Source organism: Pseudomonas sp. R84 (assembly GCF_009834515.1).
Classification (GTDB): Bacteria; Pseudomonadota; Gammaproteobacteria; order Pseudomonadales; family Pseudomonadaceae; genus Aquipseudomonas.
Genome location: NZ_CP019426.1, coordinates 6,394,278 through 6,414,364, shown reverse-complemented (window position 1 = coordinate 6,414,364; position 20,087 = coordinate 6,394,278). Strand labels below are relative to the sequence as shown.

Annotated in this window: 22 protein-coding genes and 1 pseudogene; 5 read left to right on the top strand and 18 right to left on the bottom strand. The window is 58.9% G+C overall.

Features of this window, described 5'->3' with window-relative positions:
* Positions 1-2: 2 nt before the first annotated feature.
* From PspR84_RS28590 to exbB, 4 genes are all read right to left on the bottom strand, one after another.
* On the bottom strand, positions 3-932 hold the full coding sequence (locus PspR84_RS28590) for a hydrogen peroxide-inducible genes activator (protein ID WP_007920331.1): 930 nt from the start codon (positions 930-932) through the stop codon (positions 3-5).
* Between the two features lie 183 nt (positions 933-1,115).
* Positions 1,116-1,862, bottom strand: coding sequence for an energy transducer TonB (locus PspR84_RS28585; RefSeq protein WP_038359287.1), 747 nt, complete (start codon positions 1,860-1,862; stop codon positions 1,116-1,118).
* Positions 1,859-2,287, bottom strand: coding sequence for a TonB system transport protein ExbD (exbD, locus tag PspR84_RS28580; RefSeq protein WP_007920333.1), 429 nt, complete (start codon positions 2,285-2,287; stop codon positions 1,859-1,861). Before exbD ends, PspR84_RS28585 begins: the two co-directional genes overlap by 4 nt.
* A 6-nt stretch (positions 2,288-2,293) precedes the next feature.
* Positions 2,294-3,247 (bottom strand): tonB-system energizer ExbB, encoded by a 954-nt coding sequence (gene exbB / locus PspR84_RS28575; RefSeq protein ID WP_160059927.1) that lies wholly within the window; start codon positions 3,245-3,247, stop codon positions 2,294-2,296.
* Between the two features lie 188 nt (positions 3,248-3,435).
* On the opposite strand from exbB, the gene PspR84_RS28570 reads away from it, so the two are divergent.
* Positions 3,436-4,293 carry an SDR family oxidoreductase gene (locus tag PspR84_RS28570; RefSeq protein ID WP_160059926.1) on the top strand — a complete coding sequence of 286 codons (858 nt, stop codon included), beginning with the start codon at positions 3,436-3,438 and terminating at the stop codon, positions 4,291-4,293.
* A 140-nt stretch (positions 4,294-4,433) separates the two neighbouring features.
* Here PspR84_RS28570 and PspR84_RS28565 read toward each other — a convergent pair whose 3' ends face one another.
* The 6 genes from PspR84_RS28565 to PspR84_RS28540 all read right to left on the bottom strand — a co-directional run bounded on the left by PspR84_RS28565 (position 4,434) and on the right by PspR84_RS28540 (position 9,737).
* Positions 4,434-5,174: a hypothetical protein gene (locus tag PspR84_RS28565; RefSeq protein ID WP_160059925.1), complete on the bottom strand. Its 741-nt coding sequence runs from the start codon at positions 5,172-5,174 to the stop codon at positions 4,434-4,436.
* 67 nt (positions 5,175-5,241) lie between these two features.
* Positions 5,242-5,622: a RidA family protein gene (locus PspR84_RS28560; RefSeq protein ID WP_003229509.1), complete on the bottom strand. Its 381-nt coding sequence runs from the start codon at positions 5,620-5,622 to the stop codon at positions 5,242-5,244.
* Between the two features lie 24 nt (positions 5,623-5,646).
* On the bottom strand, positions 5,647-7,752 hold the full coding sequence (gene spoT, locus PspR84_RS28555; RefSeq protein WP_007920338.1) for a bifunctional GTP diphosphokinase/guanosine-3',5'-bis pyrophosphate 3'-pyrophosphohydrolase: 2,106 nt from the start codon (positions 7,750-7,752) through the stop codon (positions 5,647-5,649).
* A 57-nt stretch (positions 7,753-7,809) separates the two neighbouring features.
* A complete protein-coding gene (gene rpoZ, locus PspR84_RS28550; RefSeq protein WP_007894670.1) occupies positions 7,810-8,073 on the bottom strand; it encodes a DNA-directed RNA polymerase subunit omega in 264 nt (87 codons plus the stop codon).
* Positions 8,074-8,240: 167 nt separating this feature from the next.
* Positions 8,241-8,861 (bottom strand): guanylate kinase, encoded by a 621-nt coding sequence (gene gmk / locus PspR84_RS28545; RefSeq protein ID WP_008078609.1) that lies wholly within the window; start codon positions 8,859-8,861, stop codon positions 8,241-8,243.
* Positions 8,862-8,873: 12 nt separating this feature from the next.
* Positions 8,874-9,737: a YicC/YloC family endoribonuclease gene (locus tag PspR84_RS28540; RefSeq protein WP_160059924.1), complete on the bottom strand. Its 864-nt coding sequence runs from the start codon at positions 9,735-9,737 to the stop codon at positions 8,874-8,876.
* Between the two features lie 269 nt (positions 9,738-10,006).
* Between PspR84_RS28540 and rph the strand changes: the two genes are divergently transcribed.
* The 3 genes from rph to gltS all read left to right on the top strand — a co-directional run bounded on the left by rph (position 10,007) and on the right by gltS (position 12,691).
* The gene (rph, locus tag PspR84_RS28535; RefSeq protein ID WP_016985814.1) at positions 10,007-10,729 is read left to right on the top strand and encodes a ribonuclease PH; all 723 of its coding nucleotides are present in this window, start codon (positions 10,007-10,009) and stop codon (positions 10,727-10,729) included.
* Positions 10,730-10,757: 28 nt separating this feature from the next.
* Entirely contained in the window at positions 10,758-11,126 is a 369-nt protein-coding gene (locus PspR84_RS28530; RefSeq protein ID WP_007920344.1) for a DUF4870 domain-containing protein, read from the top strand.
* A gap of 356 nt (positions 11,127-11,482) precedes the next feature.
* Complete coding sequence (gene gltS / locus PspR84_RS28525) at positions 11,483-12,691, top strand: sodium/glutamate symporter (RefSeq protein ID WP_160059923.1); 1,209 nt, start codon at positions 11,483-11,485, stop codon at positions 12,689-12,691.
* 80 nt (positions 12,692-12,771) lie between these two features.
* Here gltS and PspR84_RS28520 read toward each other — a convergent pair whose 3' ends face one another.
* The gene (locus PspR84_RS28520; RefSeq protein WP_160059922.1) at positions 12,772-13,551 is read right to left on the bottom strand and encodes an exodeoxyribonuclease III; all 780 of its coding nucleotides are present in this window, start codon (positions 13,549-13,551) and stop codon (positions 12,772-12,774) included.
* An 82-nt stretch (positions 13,552-13,633) separates the two neighbouring features.
* Here PspR84_RS28520 and pyrE point away from each other — a divergent pair, with 82 nt between their 5' ends.
* Positions 13,634-14,278, top strand: coding sequence for an orotate phosphoribosyltransferase (gene pyrE / locus PspR84_RS28515; RefSeq protein ID WP_160059921.1), 645 nt, complete (start codon positions 13,634-13,636; stop codon positions 14,276-14,278).
* 102 nt (positions 14,279-14,380) lie between these two features.
* On the opposite strand, the gene PspR84_RS28510 is transcribed toward pyrE, so the two are convergent.
* The 7 genes and pseudogenes from PspR84_RS28510 to coaBC all read right to left on the bottom strand — a co-directional run bounded on the left by PspR84_RS28510 (position 14,381) and on the right by coaBC (position 20,042).
* Positions 14,381-14,764: a hypothetical protein gene (locus PspR84_RS28510; protein WP_160059920.1), complete on the bottom strand. Its 384-nt coding sequence runs from the start codon at positions 14,762-14,764 to the stop codon at positions 14,381-14,383.
* Positions 14,751-15,323 (bottom strand): hypothetical protein, encoded by a 573-nt coding sequence (locus tag PspR84_RS28505; RefSeq protein ID WP_160059919.1) that lies wholly within the window; start codon positions 15,321-15,323, stop codon positions 14,751-14,753. Before PspR84_RS28505 ends, PspR84_RS28510 begins: the two co-directional genes overlap by 14 nt.
* Before the next feature lie 18 nt (positions 15,324-15,341).
* The gene (locus PspR84_RS28500; RefSeq protein ID WP_160059918.1) at positions 15,342-15,593 is read right to left on the bottom strand and encodes a hypothetical protein; all 252 of its coding nucleotides are present in this window, start codon (positions 15,591-15,593) and stop codon (positions 15,342-15,344) included.
* A 211-nt stretch (positions 15,594-15,804) separates the two neighbouring features.
* On the bottom strand, positions 15,805-16,710 hold the full coding sequence (argB, locus tag PspR84_RS28495) for an acetylglutamate kinase (protein ID WP_003229488.1): 906 nt from the start codon (positions 16,708-16,710) through the stop codon (positions 15,805-15,807).
* 17 nt (positions 16,711-16,727) lie between these two features.
* Positions 16,728-18,131: pseudogene (locus tag PspR84_RS28490) on the bottom strand (phosphomannomutase/phosphoglucomutase); the annotation flags it as partial.
* Between the two features lie 241 nt (positions 18,132-18,372).
* Positions 18,373-18,828 carry a dUTP diphosphatase gene (gene dut / locus PspR84_RS28485; protein ID WP_160059917.1) on the bottom strand — a complete coding sequence of 152 codons (456 nt, stop codon included), beginning with the start codon at positions 18,826-18,828 and terminating at the stop codon, positions 18,373-18,375.
* A gap of 5 nt (positions 18,829-18,833) precedes the next feature.
* The gene (coaBC, locus tag PspR84_RS28480; RefSeq protein WP_160059916.1) at positions 18,834-20,042 is read right to left on the bottom strand and encodes a bifunctional phosphopantothenoylcysteine decarboxylase/phosphopantothenate--cysteine ligase CoaBC; all 1,209 of its coding nucleotides are present in this window, start codon (positions 20,040-20,042) and stop codon (positions 18,834-18,836) included.
* Between the last annotated feature and the right edge of the window lie 45 nt (positions 20,043-20,087).

The window sequence follows — 20,087 nt, the reverse complement described above, 5'->3', positions numbered from 1 at the left end:
GCTTAACCGGCCGTAACCGGTGCCGCTGGCTTGGCCACCGAACACAGGCGAATGGAGTCGGCGAGGATCTCGATGGCTTTCGGCCGTGGGAAGCTCGCGCGCCAGGCAATGGCGACGGTGCGGAACGGCACCGGTGGCGACAGTGGGCGCACTTCGATCACGCCCGGGGCGTAGTGATGGCTGTCGACCGCCGACAGCGGCAGGATCGAGATGCCCAGACCGGACGCGACCATGTGGCGGATGGTTTCCAGCGAGCTGGATTCGACCGTGGTGTGCTTGGCGCCGTCGTTGCCCTTGGTCAGGGTCGGACAGGCTTCCAGCACTTGGTCGCGGAAGCAGTGGCCTTCGCCAAGCAGCAGCAGGCTCTTGTCGTTGAGCAGGCCGGCGTCGATGGTTTCTTTTTGCGTCCACGGGTGCTGGGCCGGCATCAAGACGTAGAACGGCTCGTCGTACAGCGGCAGGGTCAGCACGTCGGCTTCGTTGAACGGCAGGGCGATGATGATCGCGTCGAGTTCGCCGTTGCGCAGTTTGTCGCGCAGCACGTGGGTGAAGTTTTCTTCGATGTACAACGGCATCTGCGGGGCGACCCGGTGCAGCTGCGGAATCAGGTGCGGGAACAGGTACGGGCCGACGGTGTAGATCGCGCCGACTTTCAGCGGCGCGGTCAGCTGGTTTTTGCCGGCTTGGGCCAGTTCACGGATGCCTTGCGCTTGTTCGAGGACTTTCTGCGCCTGGGCGACGATGCCTTCGCCGACCGGGGTCAGGCGCACGGCACTTTTACTGCGCTCGAAAATCAGCACACCGAGTTCGTCTTCAAGCTTTTTCACGCCCACCGAGAGGGTCGGCTGGCTGACGTGGCAACGTTCGGCGGCGTGGCCGAAATGCTGCTCTTGGGCGAGGGTAACGATGTAGCGTAATTCTGTGAGGGTCATAGCAAGCGTCCATGAAGATGCGGGCCAAGCATACCGGCTGCAATCGATAGACGCACGTTATCAGACTGAGGGCCCAATGCGACTACGTCATAAAGCAAAAGATCGCAGCCTTCGGCAGCTCCTACAGGGAAATGCATTCCAATGTAGGAGCTGCCGAAGGCTGCGATCTCTTGGTCTTGCTACTTAACGGCGGCGTTCGAGGGAATAAACAAACGGCGCAACAATTTCGATCGAGCCGTTGTTGAGCATGTCGGCCGGTGGCTTGGGCAGCGGTTGCGCGCGGCGGATCATTTCCAGGGTAGCCCGGTCCAGATCGGCGTTGCCCGAGCGGCCCACCAGTTCGAACGACAGCACATTACCTTCGGCATCCACCACGAAACGCAGGCGGTTCAAGCCTTCCTTGCCCCGTGCCTGAGCACTGGCCGGGTACTTTTTGTACTTGGCCAAATGCGCGAGCAGGGTGCCTTGCCAACTGGCCTTGGCAGCCATCTGAGCCGGAGAAGGACCCGGTGCAGGCTGGGCGGATTTCTCCGTAGGGGCCTGGGTCGGTTGCGTGTCGGCCGGCTTCTCCTCGGAAGGTTTTTCCTTCGGTGGATCGGGCAGCTTCTTCTCGACCGGCTTCGGCGGTTTAGGCTTGGGCTTCGGCTTGGGTTTCTGCACCGCGATTTCAGCTTTCGGTGCTTCGGCCAGCTTCGGAATCGGCAACTCTTCAACCGGAGCCGGTGGCTGCGGCGGTGTGACGACTTTCGGCGGAGCAGGCGGTGGCGGGGCCGGAACCGGGGCCAGTTCGACCATCATTGCCTGCGGCGGCAATTCGATGGGCGGGCGGGCGGTCCAGTTCAGCGCCAGCGCGATGGCCAGCGCGTGAACGCCCAGCACCACGGCCAGGCTACCGCTGTAACGCGTCAGCTTATGGCGCGTCGTGATCATTTCTTGGCTGCCGTCTCAAGTCCGACCAGACCGACCTTCAGATAACCGGCGGAGCGCAGTTTATCCATCACGCTCATGAGGTCGCCATAATCCACGCCTTTATCGGCCTGGAAGAAGATGGTGGTGTCTTTCTTGCCCTGAGTCTTGGCGTCGAGCACGGCGCCAAGGGTTTCGGCTTTCACTTCATCGTCGCCGATGTACAGGCGTTGGTCAGCCTTGACGCTGAGGAACACCGGTTTTTCTGGCCGCGGTGCCGGTTTGGCGGTCGAGGCAGGCAGGTCGACTTTGATGTCCACGGTGGCCAACGGAGCGGCCACCATGAAGATGATCAACAGCACCAGCATCACGTCGATGAACGGCGTGACGTTGATTTCGTGGTTCTCGGCCAGATCGTCGTCTGCGCCTTCTTTCAAATGCAGGCCCATGGCCGATTACCCCACTTTGACCATGTGCGGCTGGGAGCTGCGCTCAGGCTGGTGGTCGAGGTCGCGGCTGACCAGCAGCAGTACTTCTGCCGAGGCATCGGAAACCTGCGCCTTGTAACCGGCGATGGACCGGGCGAAGACGTTATAGATCACCACGGCCGGAATCGCAGCAACCAGACCCAATGCAGTGGCCAGCAGGGCTTCAGCAATGCCGGGCGCGACGACAGCAAGGTTGGTGGTCTGGGTTTTGGCGATGCCGATGAAGGAGTTCATGATGCCCCACACGGTACCGAACAGGCCGACAAACGGCGCGGTGGAACCGATGGTGGCGAGGACGCCGGTGCCGCTGCTCATATTCCGACCGCAGGCCGCGACCAGGCGCTCGAGACGGAAGCTCACGCGTTCCTTGATGCCTTCTTTCTCGCGGCTGTTGACCGACAGGCGCATCTCTTCGAGGGCGTCGTGCACCAGCAGGTTGGCGAGGGTGCCTTCCTTGCCGGCGGTGGCGCTGGCTTCTTTAAGGGTGGTGGCTTTCTTCAGTGCAGCGATTTCGCCACGCAGACGACGCTTGGCGCCCATCAGCTCGAAGCCTTTGGCGATCCAGATGGTCCAGGTGATGATCGAAGCGATGGCCAGACCGATCATGACGATTTTCACGATGATGTCGGCGTTCTGGTACATGCCCCAAGGCGACAGGTCGTGGGCCATGCCCAGGCTGTTGTCGGCTTCGAGAGCTTCAGGAACGTCGGCAGCGTCAACTGCTTGCACCGGATCGGTAGCGGCCGGGGCAGCCGGAGCAGCGGCTGGTGCGCTTTGCTCGGTGGCGGCTGGCGTTGCAGGTGCCTGGGCGTCGGCGAAAGCGGCGGTCGGTGCCAGCATCAGGCTGAGCAGCAGAGCCGCCACTGCGCTCCAGGCGCGAGGTCGTTTGGTTGGCGAAGCGGGGATTTGATTACGTGTCATGCTGGCCGGACCTGAGATAGAAAAACGTTGATGCTCTTCCAGGCCTCGTGAGGCCGAGAACAAAAGTGACGTGCATTATTGCAAGTAATTCTTGTTAACAAAAGTAATAGAGTATCTTTTTTTCTACCATTGCTAGCCGTTCGTCCTGTGCCAGAGCTAGTCTGTGCCTTTCCGATAGGAGTTTTTTGATGTCCGCGCCTTCTGTTTTGATTGCCGGTTGTGGTGATGTCGGCAGTCGTCTGGCCAAGCAATTGCTGGCGGCTGGCTGGGAAGTTCACGGCCTGCGCCGGGATGTTTCGAAGCTGCCTGCTGGAGTGATCGGCGTTGCCGGCGACCTGTTCAATGAAGACTGCCCGGCGACCTGGCCGGTGGGTGCCGTGGACTATCTGGTGTATTGCGCCGCCGCCACTGATCACGATGAGGCCGGTTATCGCGCGGCTTATGTGCAGGGTTTGCAGAATGTCCTGAGTTGGCTGGACGACTATGGGCAGGTGCCTGAGCGGCTGGTCTTCGTTTCCAGCAGCAGTGTGTATGGGCAGCAGGAGGGTGAGTGGGTCGATGAGACATCGGCGACGGTCGCTGCGGGTTATTCCGGGCGGTTGATGCTCGAAGCGGAGCAAGTGGCGCTGAACAGTGGCATTCCTGCGAGCATTCTGCGTTTGACCGGGATCTACGGGCCGGGCCGCGAATGGCTGCTGACTCAAGTGCGTCGCGGTTATCGCGTGGCGGTTGATCCGCCGCTGTATGGCAATCGGATTCATGCTGACGACGCGGCAGGATTGCTGGCGTTCCTGTTGGAGAAAGATCGGCAGGGCGTGAAGCTGGAGGATTTCTATATCGGCGTTGACGATGCGCCCGCGCCGTTAGCGGAAGTCGTAGGCTGGTTGCGTGAGTATCTGGGCGTTACCGAATGGTCTGAAGATGCCAGTGTGCGGCGCACCGGCAGCAAGCGCTGCAGCAATGGCCGGGCGAAAGCGTTGGGCTGGACGCCAACGTACCCAAGTTACCGCGAAGGCTACGCCGCGATCCTCGAAGGTAAATGCTGACTTCCTGACACCCCAAAAACAAATGTAGGAGTGAGCCTGCTCGCGATAGCGGTCTGACATTCAACACTTATGCTGACTGTTAGACCGCTATCGCGAGCAGGCTCACTCCTACAGGGGATCTCAGCGAGTTGAGGTCCGGGTTACTGTTTCTCCAGCAACCACTTGCGCTCACCCGCGGTGAACTGCGGTTGTTCATCCGCCATGGCAGCATTCACCGCCTGCAGGATTTCCAGTTCTTTGCCCTTGCGCACAAAGATCCAGTTATTGCCCTGGCCGTTCTGCTGCAACCACATGCTGTCGTTGCCGTTGCTCATCGAGGCGCAATCGCCAGCGAGGCACAATGCATAGCGGTCGGCACCCGGTAAGCCGGAGACTTGGCCATCCGCCTGAAATTGCACGGTGCTGCCTTCGCCCTGGCCGTTGGTGATTTTCCAGTCACCACCCAGATAGGCCGAATACAGCGCCCGTTCGAAACTGGCGCCAATCGGTGCGCCTTCCGGCACCGGAATCTGTGCACGGTCGAAAACCTGCTCCGGTTCGTTGTCGCTGGCAGCTTGCTGCAGTTGCCCGCCATCACGTTTCAGCTCGCTGGCGGAACTGCCATAGAAGTCGACTTTCCAGGCACCGGATTTCTCATCCAGCAGCCTTCCTTCGACGTTCTCAAAACCGTTGGTGTAGCGGGCCTGACTGGCCTTGGTGTTAACGTCCCACTCAAGGTTCGGGCCGTAAGCCTGAAGCGCTTCGCGCAGGGGGCCGCCCTTGGCTGCGGCATTGATCGCCACCTGGTTGATCCAGGTGCCGCTGATGTCACGGTCGGCAGGGTTGCTGGCGCAGCCGCCGAGGAAAATGGCGAGCAGCGGGAGAGCTAGCGCTTTGCGCATGGTGGAATCCTTTCAAAACCTTTTCTTGCAGCAGTCGGCGCGGCGGTTGAAGGCCGCGCCGTGCGCATCACTCGATGACCAGAATGGCATCCATTTCAACCTGCGAACCCTTTGGCAGGGCAGCAACGCCGATGGCAGCGCGGGCCGGGTATGGCTGGTCGAAGTACTTGCCCATGATCTCGTTGACCTTGGCGAAGTGGCTCAGGTCGGTGAGGAAGATGTTCAGTTTGACGATGTCCTTGAACGAACCGCCAGCGGCTTCGGCCACGGCTTTGAGGTTTTCGAACACCTGGACGGTCTGGGCTTCGAAGCCTTCAACCAGTTCCATGGTTTTTGGGTCCAGAGGAATTTGACCCGACATGTAAACGGTGTTGCCGGCCTTGATCGCCTGGGAGTAAGTGCCAATGGCGGCGGGGGCCTTGTCGCTGGTGATAACAGTCTTGGTCATGTATGACTCCTTGTAATGGTTGAGTTATGCACGCATGCGGGTGATGCGGATCACCCCGGTCAGGGCGCGCAGCTTCTTGATCACGCGGGCCAGGTGCACACGGTCGTGGACGCTGACCACCAACTGGACCACGCTGATGCGACCATCGCGTTCGTCCATGCTGATTTTCTCGATATTGCCGTCAGCCGCGTTGACGCTGCTGGCCAGCAGAGCGATCAGGCCGCGCTGGTGTTCCAGCTCGACGCGCAGTTCGACGTTGAATTCGCCGGTGACATCCTTGGCCCACGAGAGCTGGATGCATTTTTCCGGGTTGTGCCGGATTTCGCTGATGTTGCGGCAGTTGTCCAGGTGCACGACCATGCCTTTGCCCGCCGACAGGTGCCCGACGATCGGGTCGCCCGGGATCGGCGTGCAGCACTTGGCGTAGCTCAATACCAGACCTTCGGTACCGCGAATGGCCAGCGGTCCTTCCGGGCTTGGCAACTGTTCGCCTTCGCCGAGCAGCCGTCGGGCAACGACGTAAGCCATGCGGTTGCCGAGGCCAATGTCTTCGAGCAAGTCTTCGATCAGTTCGAGGCGGTACTCGGTGAGCATGGCTTTGACGCGTTCGGCCGGGATCTTCTCCAGCGAACTGTCGAAACCGTTGAGCACCTTGTTCAGCAGGCGTTCGCCGAGGCTGATGGACTCGGAGCGACGTTGCAGTTTCAGCGCATGGCGGATGTGCGTGCGCGCCTTGCCGGTGACGACGAAATTGAGCCATGCCGGATTCGGTCGGGCGCCGGGGGCGCTGACGATCTCGACCGTGGAGCCGCTTTGCAGCGGTTCGGACAGCGGCGCGAGACGACGGTTGATCCGGCAGGCAATGCAGCTGTTGCCAACGTCGGTGTGCACCGCGTAGGCAAAGTCGACCGCCGTGGAGCCTTTCGGCAGCTCCATGATCCGGCCTTTTGGCGTGAACACGTAGACCTCGTCCGGGAACAGGTCGATCTTCACGCTCTCGATGAATTCCAGCGAGTTGCCGGCGCGTTGCTGCATTTCCAGCACGCCTTTTACCCACTGACGGGCGCGGGCGTGAGTGCCTTTCGGCTGTTCGTCACCGCTGGATTTGTACAGCCAATGGGCGGCGATGCCGTTGTTGGCCATCTCTTCCATTTCGCGGGTACGGATCTGAATCTCGATCGGTACGCCGTGCATGCCGAACAGCGTGGTATGCAGCGACTGATAGCCGTTGGCCTTGGGGATCGCGATGTAATCCTTGAAGCGCCCCGGCAACGGTTTGTACAAATTATGTACAGCGCCCAGCACGCGGTAGCAGGTATCGACCTTGTCGACGATGATCCGGAACGCGTAGACGTCCATGATCTCGTTGAAGGCCCGACGCTTGCCGCGCATTTTCTTGTAGATGCCGTAGAGGTGTTTCTGGCGACCGCTGACTTCGCCCTGGATGCCGTCGATGGCGAGGCAATGGCCGAGGGATTCTTCGATCTTGTTGACGATTTCCTTGCGATTGCCCCGGGCGCGTTTGACCGCCTGGTAGATCCGCGCGGAACGCATCGGGTGCATGGCCTTGAAGCCGAGGTCTTCGAATTCGATGCGGATCGCATGCATGCCCAGCCGGTTGGCGATGGGCGCATAGATTTCGAGGGTTTCCTTGGCGATCCGGCGGCGTTTTTCGCCGGACAGCACTTCCAGCGTGCGCATGTTGTGCAGGCGGTCGGCAAGCTTGACCAGGATCACGCGAATGTCGCGCGCCATGGCCATGGCCATTTTCTGGAAGTTTTCGGCTTGGGCTTCGGCCTTGGTCTCGAAATTCATCTGGGTCAGTTTGCTGACCCCATCGACCAGTTCGGCCACGGTTTCACCGAACTGCGCTTGCAGCGCTTCTTTGGCGATACCGGTGTCTTCGATCACGTCATGCAGCATCGCGGCCATCAGACTCTGATGGTCCATGTGCATGTCGGCAAGAATATTCGCCACCGCAAGAGGATGCGTGACATACGCCTCGCCGCTGCGACGGCGCTGACCGTCATGGGCTTGTTCGGCGTAGAAATACGCTCGGCGGACCAGGTTGACCTGGTCGTTGCCGAGGTAGGTCGATAAGCGATCGGCGAGGGCGTCTATGCTCGGCATGATAATTCCTGCCGTAAGCTGTGATCCCGCGCCGTGCTACGTCGACCAGGCATAGGCTTAGACGGCCTCGTTGGACTCGTCCTCGAACGCTGCGAACAGCGGTTCGTCTTCGACGATCTCAGCGTTGGCGATGAACTCGTAGCTCATCAGGCCTTCAGCGATTTCACGCAGGGCAACAACGGTAGGCTTGTCGTTTTCCCACTGAACCAGTGGCTCTTTGCCGCCGGTGGCCAGTTGACGGGCACGTTTGGTAGAGAGCATGACCAGCTCAAAACGGTTTTCCACGTGGTTCAGGCAGTCTTCAACGGTTACGCGGGCCATGGTATTCCTCGGAGCGAATGCAATATGCGCGCTGCCCGGTTGGGCGAGCGGACTCAACAGTTTAAAAAATCACCAGCGATTAGGGAAGCGCTGATTTTTTGACCAAGCCCTTCAACGCGCTGCAAGCTCCAATGTAAAGCGCTTGCAGGCGTTTTGGGAAGTGCTGATTAACCGAGCAATTCGGCAAGCAATTTGCCGAAACGTACCTGCTGGCGTTTCTGTTGGAGTTGATTGGCGCGGAAAATCGCCTTCAGATCGTCCAGTGCGTGAGCAAAATCGTCGTTGATGATCAGGTAGTCGTACTCGACATAGTGACTCATCTCGCTGACCGCTTCGCGCATCCGGCCGTCAATGATCTCGTCGCTGTCCTGACCGCGGTTGGTCAGGCGCTGGTGCAGGGCTTGAAGCGATGGCGGCAGGATAAAGATCGAGCGTGCTTGCGGCATCAACTTGCGCACTTGCTCGGCGCCTTGCCAGTCGATTTCCAGAATCAGGTCGTGACCTTCGTCCAGCGTCTGCTGCAGGCGGCTTTGCGAGGTACCGTAGAAGTTGCCGAAGACTTCGGCGCGTTCGAGGAAGTCGCCATGCTCGCCCATCTTCACAAACTCTTCGCGGGTCACGAAGTGATAGTTCACGCCGTCCACTTCGCCCGGACGCATGGCGCGGGTGGTGTGCGAAACCGAAACGCGAATTTCCGGTATGGCGTCGGTCAAAGCCTTGACCAGGCTGCTTTTGCCCGCGCCCGATGGCGCGGAAATAATGTACAGAGTGCCGGTGCTGTGGGTCATGTCGGGGTTGCCTTACTCAATATTCTGCACTTGTTCACGCATCTGCTCGATCAACACCTTGAGGTTGACGGCGGCTTGGGTGCTGCGCGGGTCGAAGGCCTTGGAGCCCAGTGTGTTGGCTTCGCGGTTGAGTTCCTGCATCAGGAAGTCCAGGCGGCGCCCGGCAGCGCCGCCGGACTTCAGTACCCGGCGCACTTCGATGATGTGGGTGCTCAGGCGATCCAGTTCTTCGGCCACATCGCTCTTTTGCGCGAGCATGACCATTTCCTGTTCGAGGCGCTGCGGGTCCAGCTCGGCTTTCATGTCGTTGAAGCGGTCGAGGACTTTCTGGCGTTGGGTGGCGAGCATCTGTGGCACCAGTTCACGCAGGGTCACTACGTCTTCTTCAATGGAAGTCAGGCGCTCGTTGATCAGGCGTGCCAGCTCCGCGCCTTCGCGCTCGCGGCCGGCCTTCAACTCTTTCAGGCCTTGATTGAACAGGGCCAGTGCGTCGGCGTTCAATGCCTGCGGGTCAGTCGCATCACCCACGAGTACACCGGGCCAGGCCAGCACTTCCAGGGGATTGAGTGCGGCAGGATTCTTGATCAGGCCGGCAATGGTCTCGGCTGCTGCGACCAGTTGCGCGGCGCGCTCGCGATCGACTTGCAGGGTTTTGCCGGTGCTTTCTTCGGTGAACCGCAGGGTGCATTCGAGTTTGCCTCGCGACAGGCCCTGACGCAGCGCTTCACGCACCGCGCCTTCGAGGTCGCGAAACGACTCTGGCAGACGCAAATGTGGCTCCAGATAGCGGCTGTTGACCGAGCGCAGCTCCCAGCTCAGGGTGCCCTGGGCGCCGGCTTTTTCGACGCGGGCGAAGGCGGTCATGCTGTGCACCATGGCGGTGACCTCGCAATGCAGATCGGCGCAGCAGGATGTTCCGCAGGCTCGATATCAATGAATTTAAGCCGACTGGCAGCAAAGGCGCAGGATTGTAGCGCAGTGCGGCGAATGCGCCCAAACACACGGTGTGACAAAGGGCTGCAGCCCGTCGGTAATCGGTGTTTCAGGGGCTTCGAGCGTCGCCCGGATTTTTTAACGAGTGCCCAGGCGCGGTGCAGCGCTCTATAATGCTCGGCAGTTTTCCGTCCCCAGTACAGGTATTCCCTATGAAACGTCCAAGTGGTCGCGCTGCCGATCAGCTCCGCTCGATCCGCATTACCCGCAACTACACCAAACACGCCGAGGGATCCGTACTGGTCGAATTCGGTGATACCAAAGTCATCTGCACCGTCAGCGTCGAAAACGGCGTGCCGCGTTTCCTCAAGGGCCAGGGCCAAGGCTGGTTGACTGCCGAATACGGCATGCTGCCGCGTGCTACCGGCGAGCGTAACCAGCGTGAAGCGAGCCGTGGCAAGCAGGGCGGTCGCACCCTGGAAATCCAGCGTCTGATCGGTCGTTCCCTGCGCGCTGCGCTGGACATGTCCAAGCTGGGTGACGTCACCCTTTACGTTGACTGCGACGTGATCCAGGCTGACGGTGGCACTCGCACCGCTTCTATCACTGGCGCAATGGTTGCACTGGTTGATGCGCTGAAAGTGATCAAGAAGCGTGGCGGCCTGAAGGGTGGCGATCCGCTCAAGCAAATGATCGGTGCGGTATCCGTCGGCATGTATCAGGGCGAGGCCGTGCTGGATCTGGACTATCTTGAAGATTCCGCTGCCGAGACCGACCTCAACGTAGTGATGACCAGCACCGGTGGTTTCATCGAAGTACAGGGCACCGCTGAAGGCGCGCCGTTCCAGCCTGAAGACTTGAACGCCATGCTGGAACTGGCCAAGCAGGGCATGAACGAAATCTTCGAACTGCAAAAGGCTGCACTGGCCGACTGAGCAGGTTGATAACCGCAAGGAGGACGCGATGAGTGACGAGCAAGAGTTGCTGCCCAAACCGAGCCAAGAGGTTCGCCAATGGGCGATGTTTTGTCACTTGTCCGCCTTGTTGGGGATCTGGATTCCATTCGGCAATTTGATCGGGCCGTTGATCCTGTGGCAGATGAAGCGCGAGACAGACCCGTTCATCGATGCCCAAGGCAAGGAGGCGCTGAATTTTCAGATCACTGTCGCCATTGCATCGTTGATCTGCTTTCTGCTGATGGTGCTGATCATCGGTTTCTTTCTGTTGGGAATACTGGCTATCGGCGCACTGGTTTTGACGATCATTGCCGGAGTGAAAGCCAATGAAGGTTTTCCTTACAGATATCCATTTACGTGGCGCCTGATCAAATAAGAAACGCGCAAAGTTCTAATACCAATGCCCTGACATGTCAGGGCATTTTTATTTATGCAGCATAATTAATCGTTACTGTATGTAGGAATAGTCTGGCTGCGATGACAAGTCCTGTTATTTTCGCATATACACTTTTAGTCACAACTGCATTGGCTTGGTTAGGATTCATGTCCTTGGAATCAAGGTCAACGATTGTTAAAGTTGCTCGGCTAATATTTCTAATGAAATATTAAGATATGTTCAAGCCATCGAAGGCTCTTGAATTCCCGAGTAATCAGTGTTGAGACAATCAGCCGGTTCAGGGGGTGGATGCAGGTAAAAATTCGCCTCTGAATAAATAGCCAAGAATAATTCCAATGATTCAGCTCGATTTTTACGGAACGCTTGTGGCCGCTTCCTTAGTACTTCTACTGGGGCGCGGGCTCGTTAGGCGTGTTGGCTTCATGCGCAGTTACAATATCCCTGAACCTGTCGCAGGTGGCTTGGTAGTTGCCTTGATTTTACTGTTACTGCGAACGTTCGATATTGAAATTCGCTTTGATACTTCCTTGCAAACACCTTTGATGCTGGCCTTTTTTGCCACCATTGGGCTGAGCGCAGACTTTGCCAGTCTGAAAAAAGGCGGGCGCATCGTCGGAATATTCCTGCTGGCGGTCACCGGTCTGTTGGTGGTGCAGAATGCGATGGGGATCGGGTTGGCAAAAATGCTTGGGCTCGACCCGTTGATGGGGCTGCTGACCGGATCGATCACCCTGGCGGGCGGTCATGGAACCGGCGCTGCTTGGGGCACGGTATTCAGCGAGAAGTACGGTCTGGCCTCGGCGTCCGAACTGGCGATGGCCTCCGCGACGTTTGGTCTGGTGCTGGGTGGTTTGATCGGCGGGCCGGTTGCGCGGTTGCTCATCAAGCGAGTGGAGGTGCCCGGTTGCAATCAGCAGGAAGTGCCACGGTTGCCAAAAGGTTTTGAACAGCCGAACAAGGAGCGCTCGATCACGCCATTTTCGTTTGTCGAAACCCTCGCTCTGATTGCAGTCAGCTTGCTCGCGGGCAATCTGTTGAACGGCCTGCTGCAAGGGACTGCATTCGAGTTGCCGACGTTTGTGTGTGTCCTGTTTGTAGGCGTTGTGCTGCGCAACGGTCTTTCAGCGCTGGGCTTGTATCAGGTGTTTGAGCGTGAGGTCTCGGTACTGGGTAATGTCAGTCTGTCGTTGTTTCTGGCGATCGCCCTGATGTCGCTCAAGTTGTGGGATCTGGCCGCGCTAGCGCTGCCGATCTTCATCATTCTGGCGATGCAGGCCATGGTCATGGCGCTGTTCGCGATTTTCGTGACATTCCGGGTGATGGGCCGTAATTACGATGCCGCCGTCCTGGCGGCGGGACATTGCGGTTTTGGCCTGGGTGCCACGCCGACTGCCATTGCCAACATGCAGGCCGTGACGCAGCGCTACGGCCCCTCGCAGATCGCTTTTCTGGTGGTGCCGATGGTCGGAGCGTTCTTCATCGACATAATCAATGTCATCGTGATCAAGCTATATCTGGCCTTACCGTTCTTCGCCGCAGTCTGAATTCGAGCCTGTCTGGAAGTGCCGCATAAAAAATGCCCGTATCTTGCGATACGGGCATTTTTTGTACTGCAAAACGACGCTTAGATGGTCAGCGTCCAGTCGTAGTCGACGATCAGCGGTGCGTGCTGCGAGAACCGTGGCTGACGTGGCAGGCGTGCGCTGCGCACAAAGCGTCGCAGGCCTGGAGTCAGGATCTGGTAATCGAAACGCCAGCCCAGATTGAGCATCTCGGCCTGTTCGCTGTCCGGCCACCAGCTGTACTGGTCGCCTTCACGGCTGACTTCGCGCAGGGCATCTACGTAGCCCATGTTGCCGACAATCTCGTCCATCCAGGCGCGTTCTGGCGCCAGGAAGCCCGGAGATTGCTGGCTGTCGCGCCAGTTCTTGATGTCGAGCTTCTGCTGCGCCACGTACAACGAGCCACAATAAATGTACTCGCGACGTTTGCGTCGCTGTTTGTCCAGGTACTTGCCGAAGTCGTCCATGAGCTTGAACTTCTGGTTCAAGTCCTCGTCGCCGTTCATCCCCGAAGGGAGCAGCAAGGTGGCAATACTGACTTTGTCGAAATCTGCTTGCAGGTAGCGCCCGTAGCGGTCGGCCGTCTCGAAACCGAGACCGCTGATGACAGCCTTCGGTTGCAACCGCGAATACAAAGCCACGCCGCCTTGGGCAGGGACTTCAGCATCGCAGGCATAAAGGAAGTAGCCATCCAGTTGGAAGGCTGGGTCATCCAGTTCAAAGGCGGAGGCACGGGTGTCCTGCAGGCAGATGACGTCGGCATTCTGTGCTTGCAGCCAACTGAGCAAACCACGCTCGACTGCAGCCTGAATACCATTGACGTTCACACTGATGATCCGCATAAATGGCCCCAAAAATCGCGTGCGTGTATGATACACGGCGTCAAGCTAATTAGCTAAATCCGTGGTATTTGGGGTTTTTTTCATGCAAGCGTATCAGCGCGATTTCATTCGTTTTGCCATCGATCGCGGCGTTTTGCGCTTCGGTGAGTTCACCCTGAAGTCCGGGCGCGCCAGTCCTTACTTCTTCAACGCCGGCCTGTTCAATTCGGGCTCGGCCTTGGCGCAGCTCGGGCGTTTCTACGCTGCGGCCATCGCTGAAAGCGGTATTCCTTTCGACGTTCTGTTCGGCCCGGCCTACAAAGGCATCCCGCTGGCGGCAACTACTGCCGTTGCGCTGGCCGAGCATCACGACCGTGACCTGCCATGGTGCTTCAACCGCAAGGAAGCCAAGGCTCATGGCGAAGGCGGTAGTCTGGTCGGCGCGCCATTGACCGGTGATGTGCTGATCATCGATGACGTGATTACCGCCGGCACCGCAATCCGTGAAGTGATGCAGATCATCGCCTCGCAGGACGGCGCCAAGGCTGCCGGCGTACTGATTGCCCTGAACCGTCAGGAGCGTGGCAATGGTGAGTTGTCGGCCATCCAGGAAGTCGAGCGCGACTTCGGCATTCCTGTGATCAGCATTGTTTCGCTGAATCAGGTGCTGGAATTCCTTGCCGATGATCCGCAGCTCAAGCAACACCTGCCAGCCGTGGAAGCGTACCGCGCCCAGTTCGGCGTCTGATACGACATCATTCTGTAGGAGCTGCCGAAGGCTGCGATCTTTTGATCTTAAAAACAGAATCAAAAGATCGCAGCCTTCGGCAGCTTCTGCAGGGGGGGCGGTTTAACGCAGGTTTCGCCATTTTCTGAGCAGTTTCACGGTTAATCCCGTGTTGATCAGTGCAAATGCCAGCAACGCCATTACGACCATTACGTACAGCGTGCGATCCACATCAAAATCCCACAGATCCAGTGTGCTGCTGCGAATAATCCCCACCGCAGCCGGCAGGTTGACGTAAAACAGCGCCACAAACGCGCACGTCAGCGGCAGCGCGCGCCCGTAAAAAGCCCCCCGAACCTTGTCCCTGCTGCGTTTTCTGTTCAGCGGCCCCGACTGGTATTCATCCAGCGCCAGCGCTTCACTGAGCGCCGGCCACGCCAGATTGAACATGAACGTGGTCAGGGTCAGCAGCAAGCCACTGACCGCGACGATGTCACTGAACGGCATTGAGCCCCAGCGTCGTGCAGAGCAAGTCGTGGGAGTCTTCGCTGATCTCGAACTGCCCGGCGCTGCCTTTGCGCTTGGTGATGGGTTTGAAGGTCGGCTCGTTCTGGGTGATCAGCATGTTCAGCTCATCGCGAATCACGTCCGAGCTGATGACCACCAGAAACACGGTTTGCGCGTGTTCGGCTGTCTCGATCACCGCGCGCATGCTGTGCTGGAGGATGTCGTCGAGCTGATTGCGAAAGCGTGAAACGGTGTTCTTCAGCAAGGTTTTGCTTTGGCTCTGGGTCAGCTGGAAGATCGTCGAGATCTGCGACTCGGTCGGTAGTGTTTGCCCGAAGTAGCTTTGAATCAGGTAGAGCAGGCGATCCTGCTTGGCCTCGTCAGCGCGACTGGGCATGCCGCCCTCGACCAGCATTTTCAGGTATTCGGTCAGACTGGCCTTGGCTATACGCTGCAAGGCGTGGGCGATTTCCGCGTCGCCGATGCGCAAGGTTTTCTTGACCGGTTCCTTTTGTTCCAGCTCGAAAGCGTCGGCGTCAATCGTGAACGAGATCTGCATGTCTCAGGCGCTCCGGGGTTATTTTTTGTTCGAGGGCGTGATGACCTCGGCGCTTTTGATGTTGGCAGGCTGTTCTGGATAAGGGTCTTTGATCGCATCACCTTGCCCAGTGAGGATTTTCCAGCCATTCAACGCATGTGCTGTTTTGCGAAATTGCGGGCACGGAGGCATCGAGGTCTTGGCTTGATTGGAATACTGATGGCCGCAATCAACACACTCGTAAGTGCCAGGGGAAACATCGCTGCCGTAAGGGACGTAATCTTTTTGCATGGGTAAGTCTCCGGTGGATGAAGGGAGGATCCTAGGGAGATTTGTTCTGAGGGAATGTCGGACGTTTCGCTGAGTTATGTCGGACGTTTCTTGCGGGCACAAAAAAGATCGCAGCCTTCGTCAGCTCCTACAGGGAATTCATACAAATGAAATTCCGTGTGATGTAGGAGCCGACGCAGGCTGCGATCTTTGGCTTTTCAGCAATTACCGATCAAGGACGCTTGCGATTGCTGATCAGCGTACCCACACCGGTATCAGTGAAGATTTCCAGCAGGATCGCGTTAGGCACTCGACCGTCAATGATCAACGAACTACCGACGCCGCCCTGAACCGCTTCCAGCGCGCAGCGAATCTTCGGCAGCATGCCGCCGTAGATGGTGCCGTCGGCGATCAGATCGTCGACCTGCTGGGTGCTAAGGCCAGTCAGCACGGTGCCCGACTTGTCCATCAGGCCGGCGATGTTGGTCAGCAGCATCAGCTTCTCGGCTTTCAACGCCTCGGCAACTTTACCAGCGACCAGGTCAGCGTTGATGTTGTACGACTCGCCGTTCTCACCCACGCCAATCGGCGCGATGACCGGGATGAAGTTGCCTTTGACCAGCAAGTTCAGCAGTTCGGTGTTGATCCCGACCACTTCACCTACCTGACCGATGTCGATGATTTCCGGCTGAGTCATCTCCGGCGTCTGGCGGGTCACGGTGAGCTTCTTCGCACGAATCAGCCCGGCGTCTTTACCGGTAAGGCCGATGGCGCTGCCGCCGTGACGGTTGATGAGGTTGACGATGCTCTTGTTGACCTGGCCGCCGAGGACCATTTCCACCACGTCCATGGTCGCGGCATCGGTGACTCGCATGCCATCGACGAAATGGCTTTCGATCGACAGGCGCTTGAGCAGATCACCGATCTGCGGGCCGCCACCGTGCACGACCACCGGGTTGATGCCCACGGCTTTCATCAAGACGATGTCGCGGGCGAAGCCGGTTTTCAGCTCCTCGCTTTCCATCGCGTTGCCGCCGTATTTGATCACCAGGGTCTTGCCGACATAGCGTCGGATGTAAGGCAACGCTTCGGACAGGACCTGGGCGGTATGGGCGGCGGCTTCGCGTTCGAGGGTCATTCAGGGCTCCGGGTGGATCAGAACGGTAGTTGGAGATCAGGTGCAACGCGTTTCAGTTGGGCGTGGAACACATCCTTGATGCGTTGCAATTCAGCCTCGTCATCGGCCTCGAAGCGCAGCACCAGCACCGGTGTGGTGTTGGACGCGCGCACCAGGCCCCAGCCTTTGGCGTAATCGACTCGCACGCCGTCGATGGTGGTCAGGTCAGCGCCTGCGCCCCACTGTGCGTCGTGCAGTGCATCAATGATGCTGAATTTGCTCTCTTCGGTCACATGGATATTGATTTCCGGCGTAGAAATATCGTTCGGGAAGGTCGCAAACAGCTCTTCCGCAGTGGATTTTTCCTTGCTAAGGATCTCCAGCAGCCGTGCGGCGCTGTAGATACCGTCGTCGAAGCCGAACCAGCGTTCCTTGAAGAAGATGTGCCCGCTCATTTCGCCGGCCAATAGCGCACCGGATTGTTTCATTTTCTTTTTGATCAACGAATGACCGGTCTTCCACATTAGCGGTCGGCCGCCGTATTCCTTGATCAGCGGCACCAGACGGCGGGTGCATTTGACGTCGAAGATGATTTCCGCGTCCGGATTGCGCGCCACTACGTCGCGGGCGAACAGCATCAGCAGGCGATCGGGGTAGACGATGCTGCCGGTGTTGGTCACCACGCCGACACGGTCGCCGTCGCCGTCGAAGGCGAGGCCGATGTCGGCGTTGGTTTCCTTGACCTTGGCGATCAGGTCGACGAGGTTTTCAGGCTTGCCCGGATCCGGGTGGTGGTTCGGGAAGTTGCCGTCGACCTCACAGAACAGCGGAATCACTTCGCAATTCAGCGCTTCGATCAGTTGCGGGGCAATCACGCCGGCCGCGCCGTTGCCGCAGTCGACCACGACCTTCATGCGCCGGGCCAGTTTGATGTCCTGGACGATTTCGGTGTTGTAGCGGTCGAGGATTTCTACTTGGGTGACGCTGCCCGTGCCGCTGCTCAAGTTGTTGGTCTTGAGGCGTTCATGCAGGGCCTGGATCTGTTCGTTGGCGAGGGTGTCGCCGGCGATGACGATCTTGAAACCGTTGTAGTTCGACGGGTTGTGGCTGCCGGTGAGCATCACCCCGGATTTGCCGGCCAGGACGTTGGCGGCGTAGTACAGCGCCGGCGTCGGCACCAGACCGACATCGCTGACGTGGCAGCCGCTCTCGGCGATGCCGCGGATCAGCTCGGCAACCAGTTCGGGGCCGGACAAGCGGCCGTCGCGACCGACGGACACGTTCGGCTCACCTTGGGCCAGGCTCTGCGAACCGATGGCGCGGCCAATCCAGTAAGCAGTTTCGGCATTGAGGAATTCCGGCACGGTGCCGCGAATGTCATAGGCGCGGAAAATGCTGTCGGGCAGCTTCGGGGCAATCTTGGCTGGGGTGCTCATCTACGGAAATGCTCCATCTCGAAAGTGGCGGGACAGACCGACGAATCGTTCGACGGCAGGCTCAAACTGAAGGGTATGACGGCGTTTTCCACAGAGAGTTCGTGGTGCGAAAGGGCCATGACGCCTCGGCTGGCGTGACTTTCGGCCGGCAAAACCTTGATTTTTGGCGGTAAACCATTCAACTGATCTGCCTGAAATTTTCCCCTGTGGCGCTGTCTCCGGCAGCGCCTGCAGGGGATTTTTCCGCTTAGTTGGTGCCGGTGTGGCCGAAGCCACCGGTGCCGCGTTCGCTTTGGTCAAACTGCTCGACTATCTCAAAGTGAGCTTGAACCACGGGTACAAGAACCAATTGAGCGATACGTGAGCCAACCTCGATGTTGAATGCAGTCGATCCGCGGTTCCAGCATGAAACCATCAATTCGCCTTGGTAGTCGGAATCGATCAGACCGACGCTATTGCCCAGCACTATGCCGTGTTTATGACCCAGCCCTGAGCGAGGCAAAATCAACGCTGCCAGACCCGGGTCGCCAACGTGGATAGATAATCCTGTTGGGATGAGCAGGGTTTCTCCTGGATTCAGCATCGTGTCCTGTTGGAGCATGGCTCTCAGGTCCAGGGCAGCGGAACCCAGAGTGGCGTATTGCGGCAGCGGGAATTCGCTGCCGATGCGTGGGTCGAGGATCTTGGCTTGCAAAGCGTGCATGTAAATTAAACCTGGTTCAGACGTTCGGCGATAAAAGTGACCAGTTGGCGAGCGATCTTGCTCTTGCTGGTCTGGGCGAAAACCGTGGCGTGCAGCGCACGGTCAATCACGCTGCAGGCGTTTTCTTCACTGTTGAAACCGATGCTCGGGTTGGCGACGTCGTTGGCGACGATCAAATCGAGATTCTTGTCCTTCAGCTTGCGTGCAGCGTAGTCGAGCAGGTGTTCGGTCTCGGCGGCGAAGCCGACACTGAACGGACGGTCGGGACGGGTCGCGATGGTGGCCAGAATGTCTGGATTGCGCACCATTTGCAGGACAAAGCCGTCACCGCTCGTAGGATCTTTCTTGAGTTTTTGCGGGGCGACGACTTCCGGGCGGTAGTCCGCAACGGCTGCCGAGGCGATGAACACGTCGCACGGGATCGCCGATTCACAGGCTGCGAGCATGTCGCGGGCGCTGACCACGTCTATGCGTGTGACGCGATCTGGCGTCGGCAGGTGCACCGGGCCGCTGATCAGGGTCACACGGGCGCCGGCTTCCACGGCTGCTTCGGCGAGGGCAAAGCCCATTTTTCCGGAGCTGTGATTGGTGATGTAGCGCACCGGGTCGATGTTTTCCTGGGTCGGGCCGGCGGTAATGACCACGTGCTTGCCGGTCAGTGCCTGACGCTGGAAACAGTCCGCTGCGCATTGCGCCAGATCGGTGGCTTCCATCATGCGGCCCATGCCGACGTCGCCGCAGGCCTGACTGCCAGACGCCGGGCCGAAGGCCTTAAGGCCACGGCTTTCCAGGAGTTGCAGGTTGGCCTGGGTCGCCGGATCGCGCCACATCGCTTGATTCATTGCCGGAGCAACGGCGACGACAGCGTCGGTGGCCAACACTAAAGTGGTCAGCAAATCGTTGGCGATGCCTTGGGCAAGACGGGCAATCAGGTCGGCGGTGGCCGGGGCGATCAGCACCAGATCGGCCCATTTGGCCAGCTCGATGTGACCCATCGCGGCTTCGGCGGCCGGGTCGAGCAAGTCGAGGTGAACCGGGTGGCCGGACAAGGCCTGCATGGTCAGCGGGGTGATGAACTCGGCGCCACCGTGGGTCATGACCACGCGCACTTCGGCACCCTGGTCGATCAGGCGACGAACCAGATCGGCGCTCTTGTAGGCCGCGATGCCGCCGCCGACGCCCAGAACGATGCGTTTCCGATACAGCCGCTGCATAGGTCTGCCTTTCATTTCGTTGATGACTGCGATGCGATGCCCCTC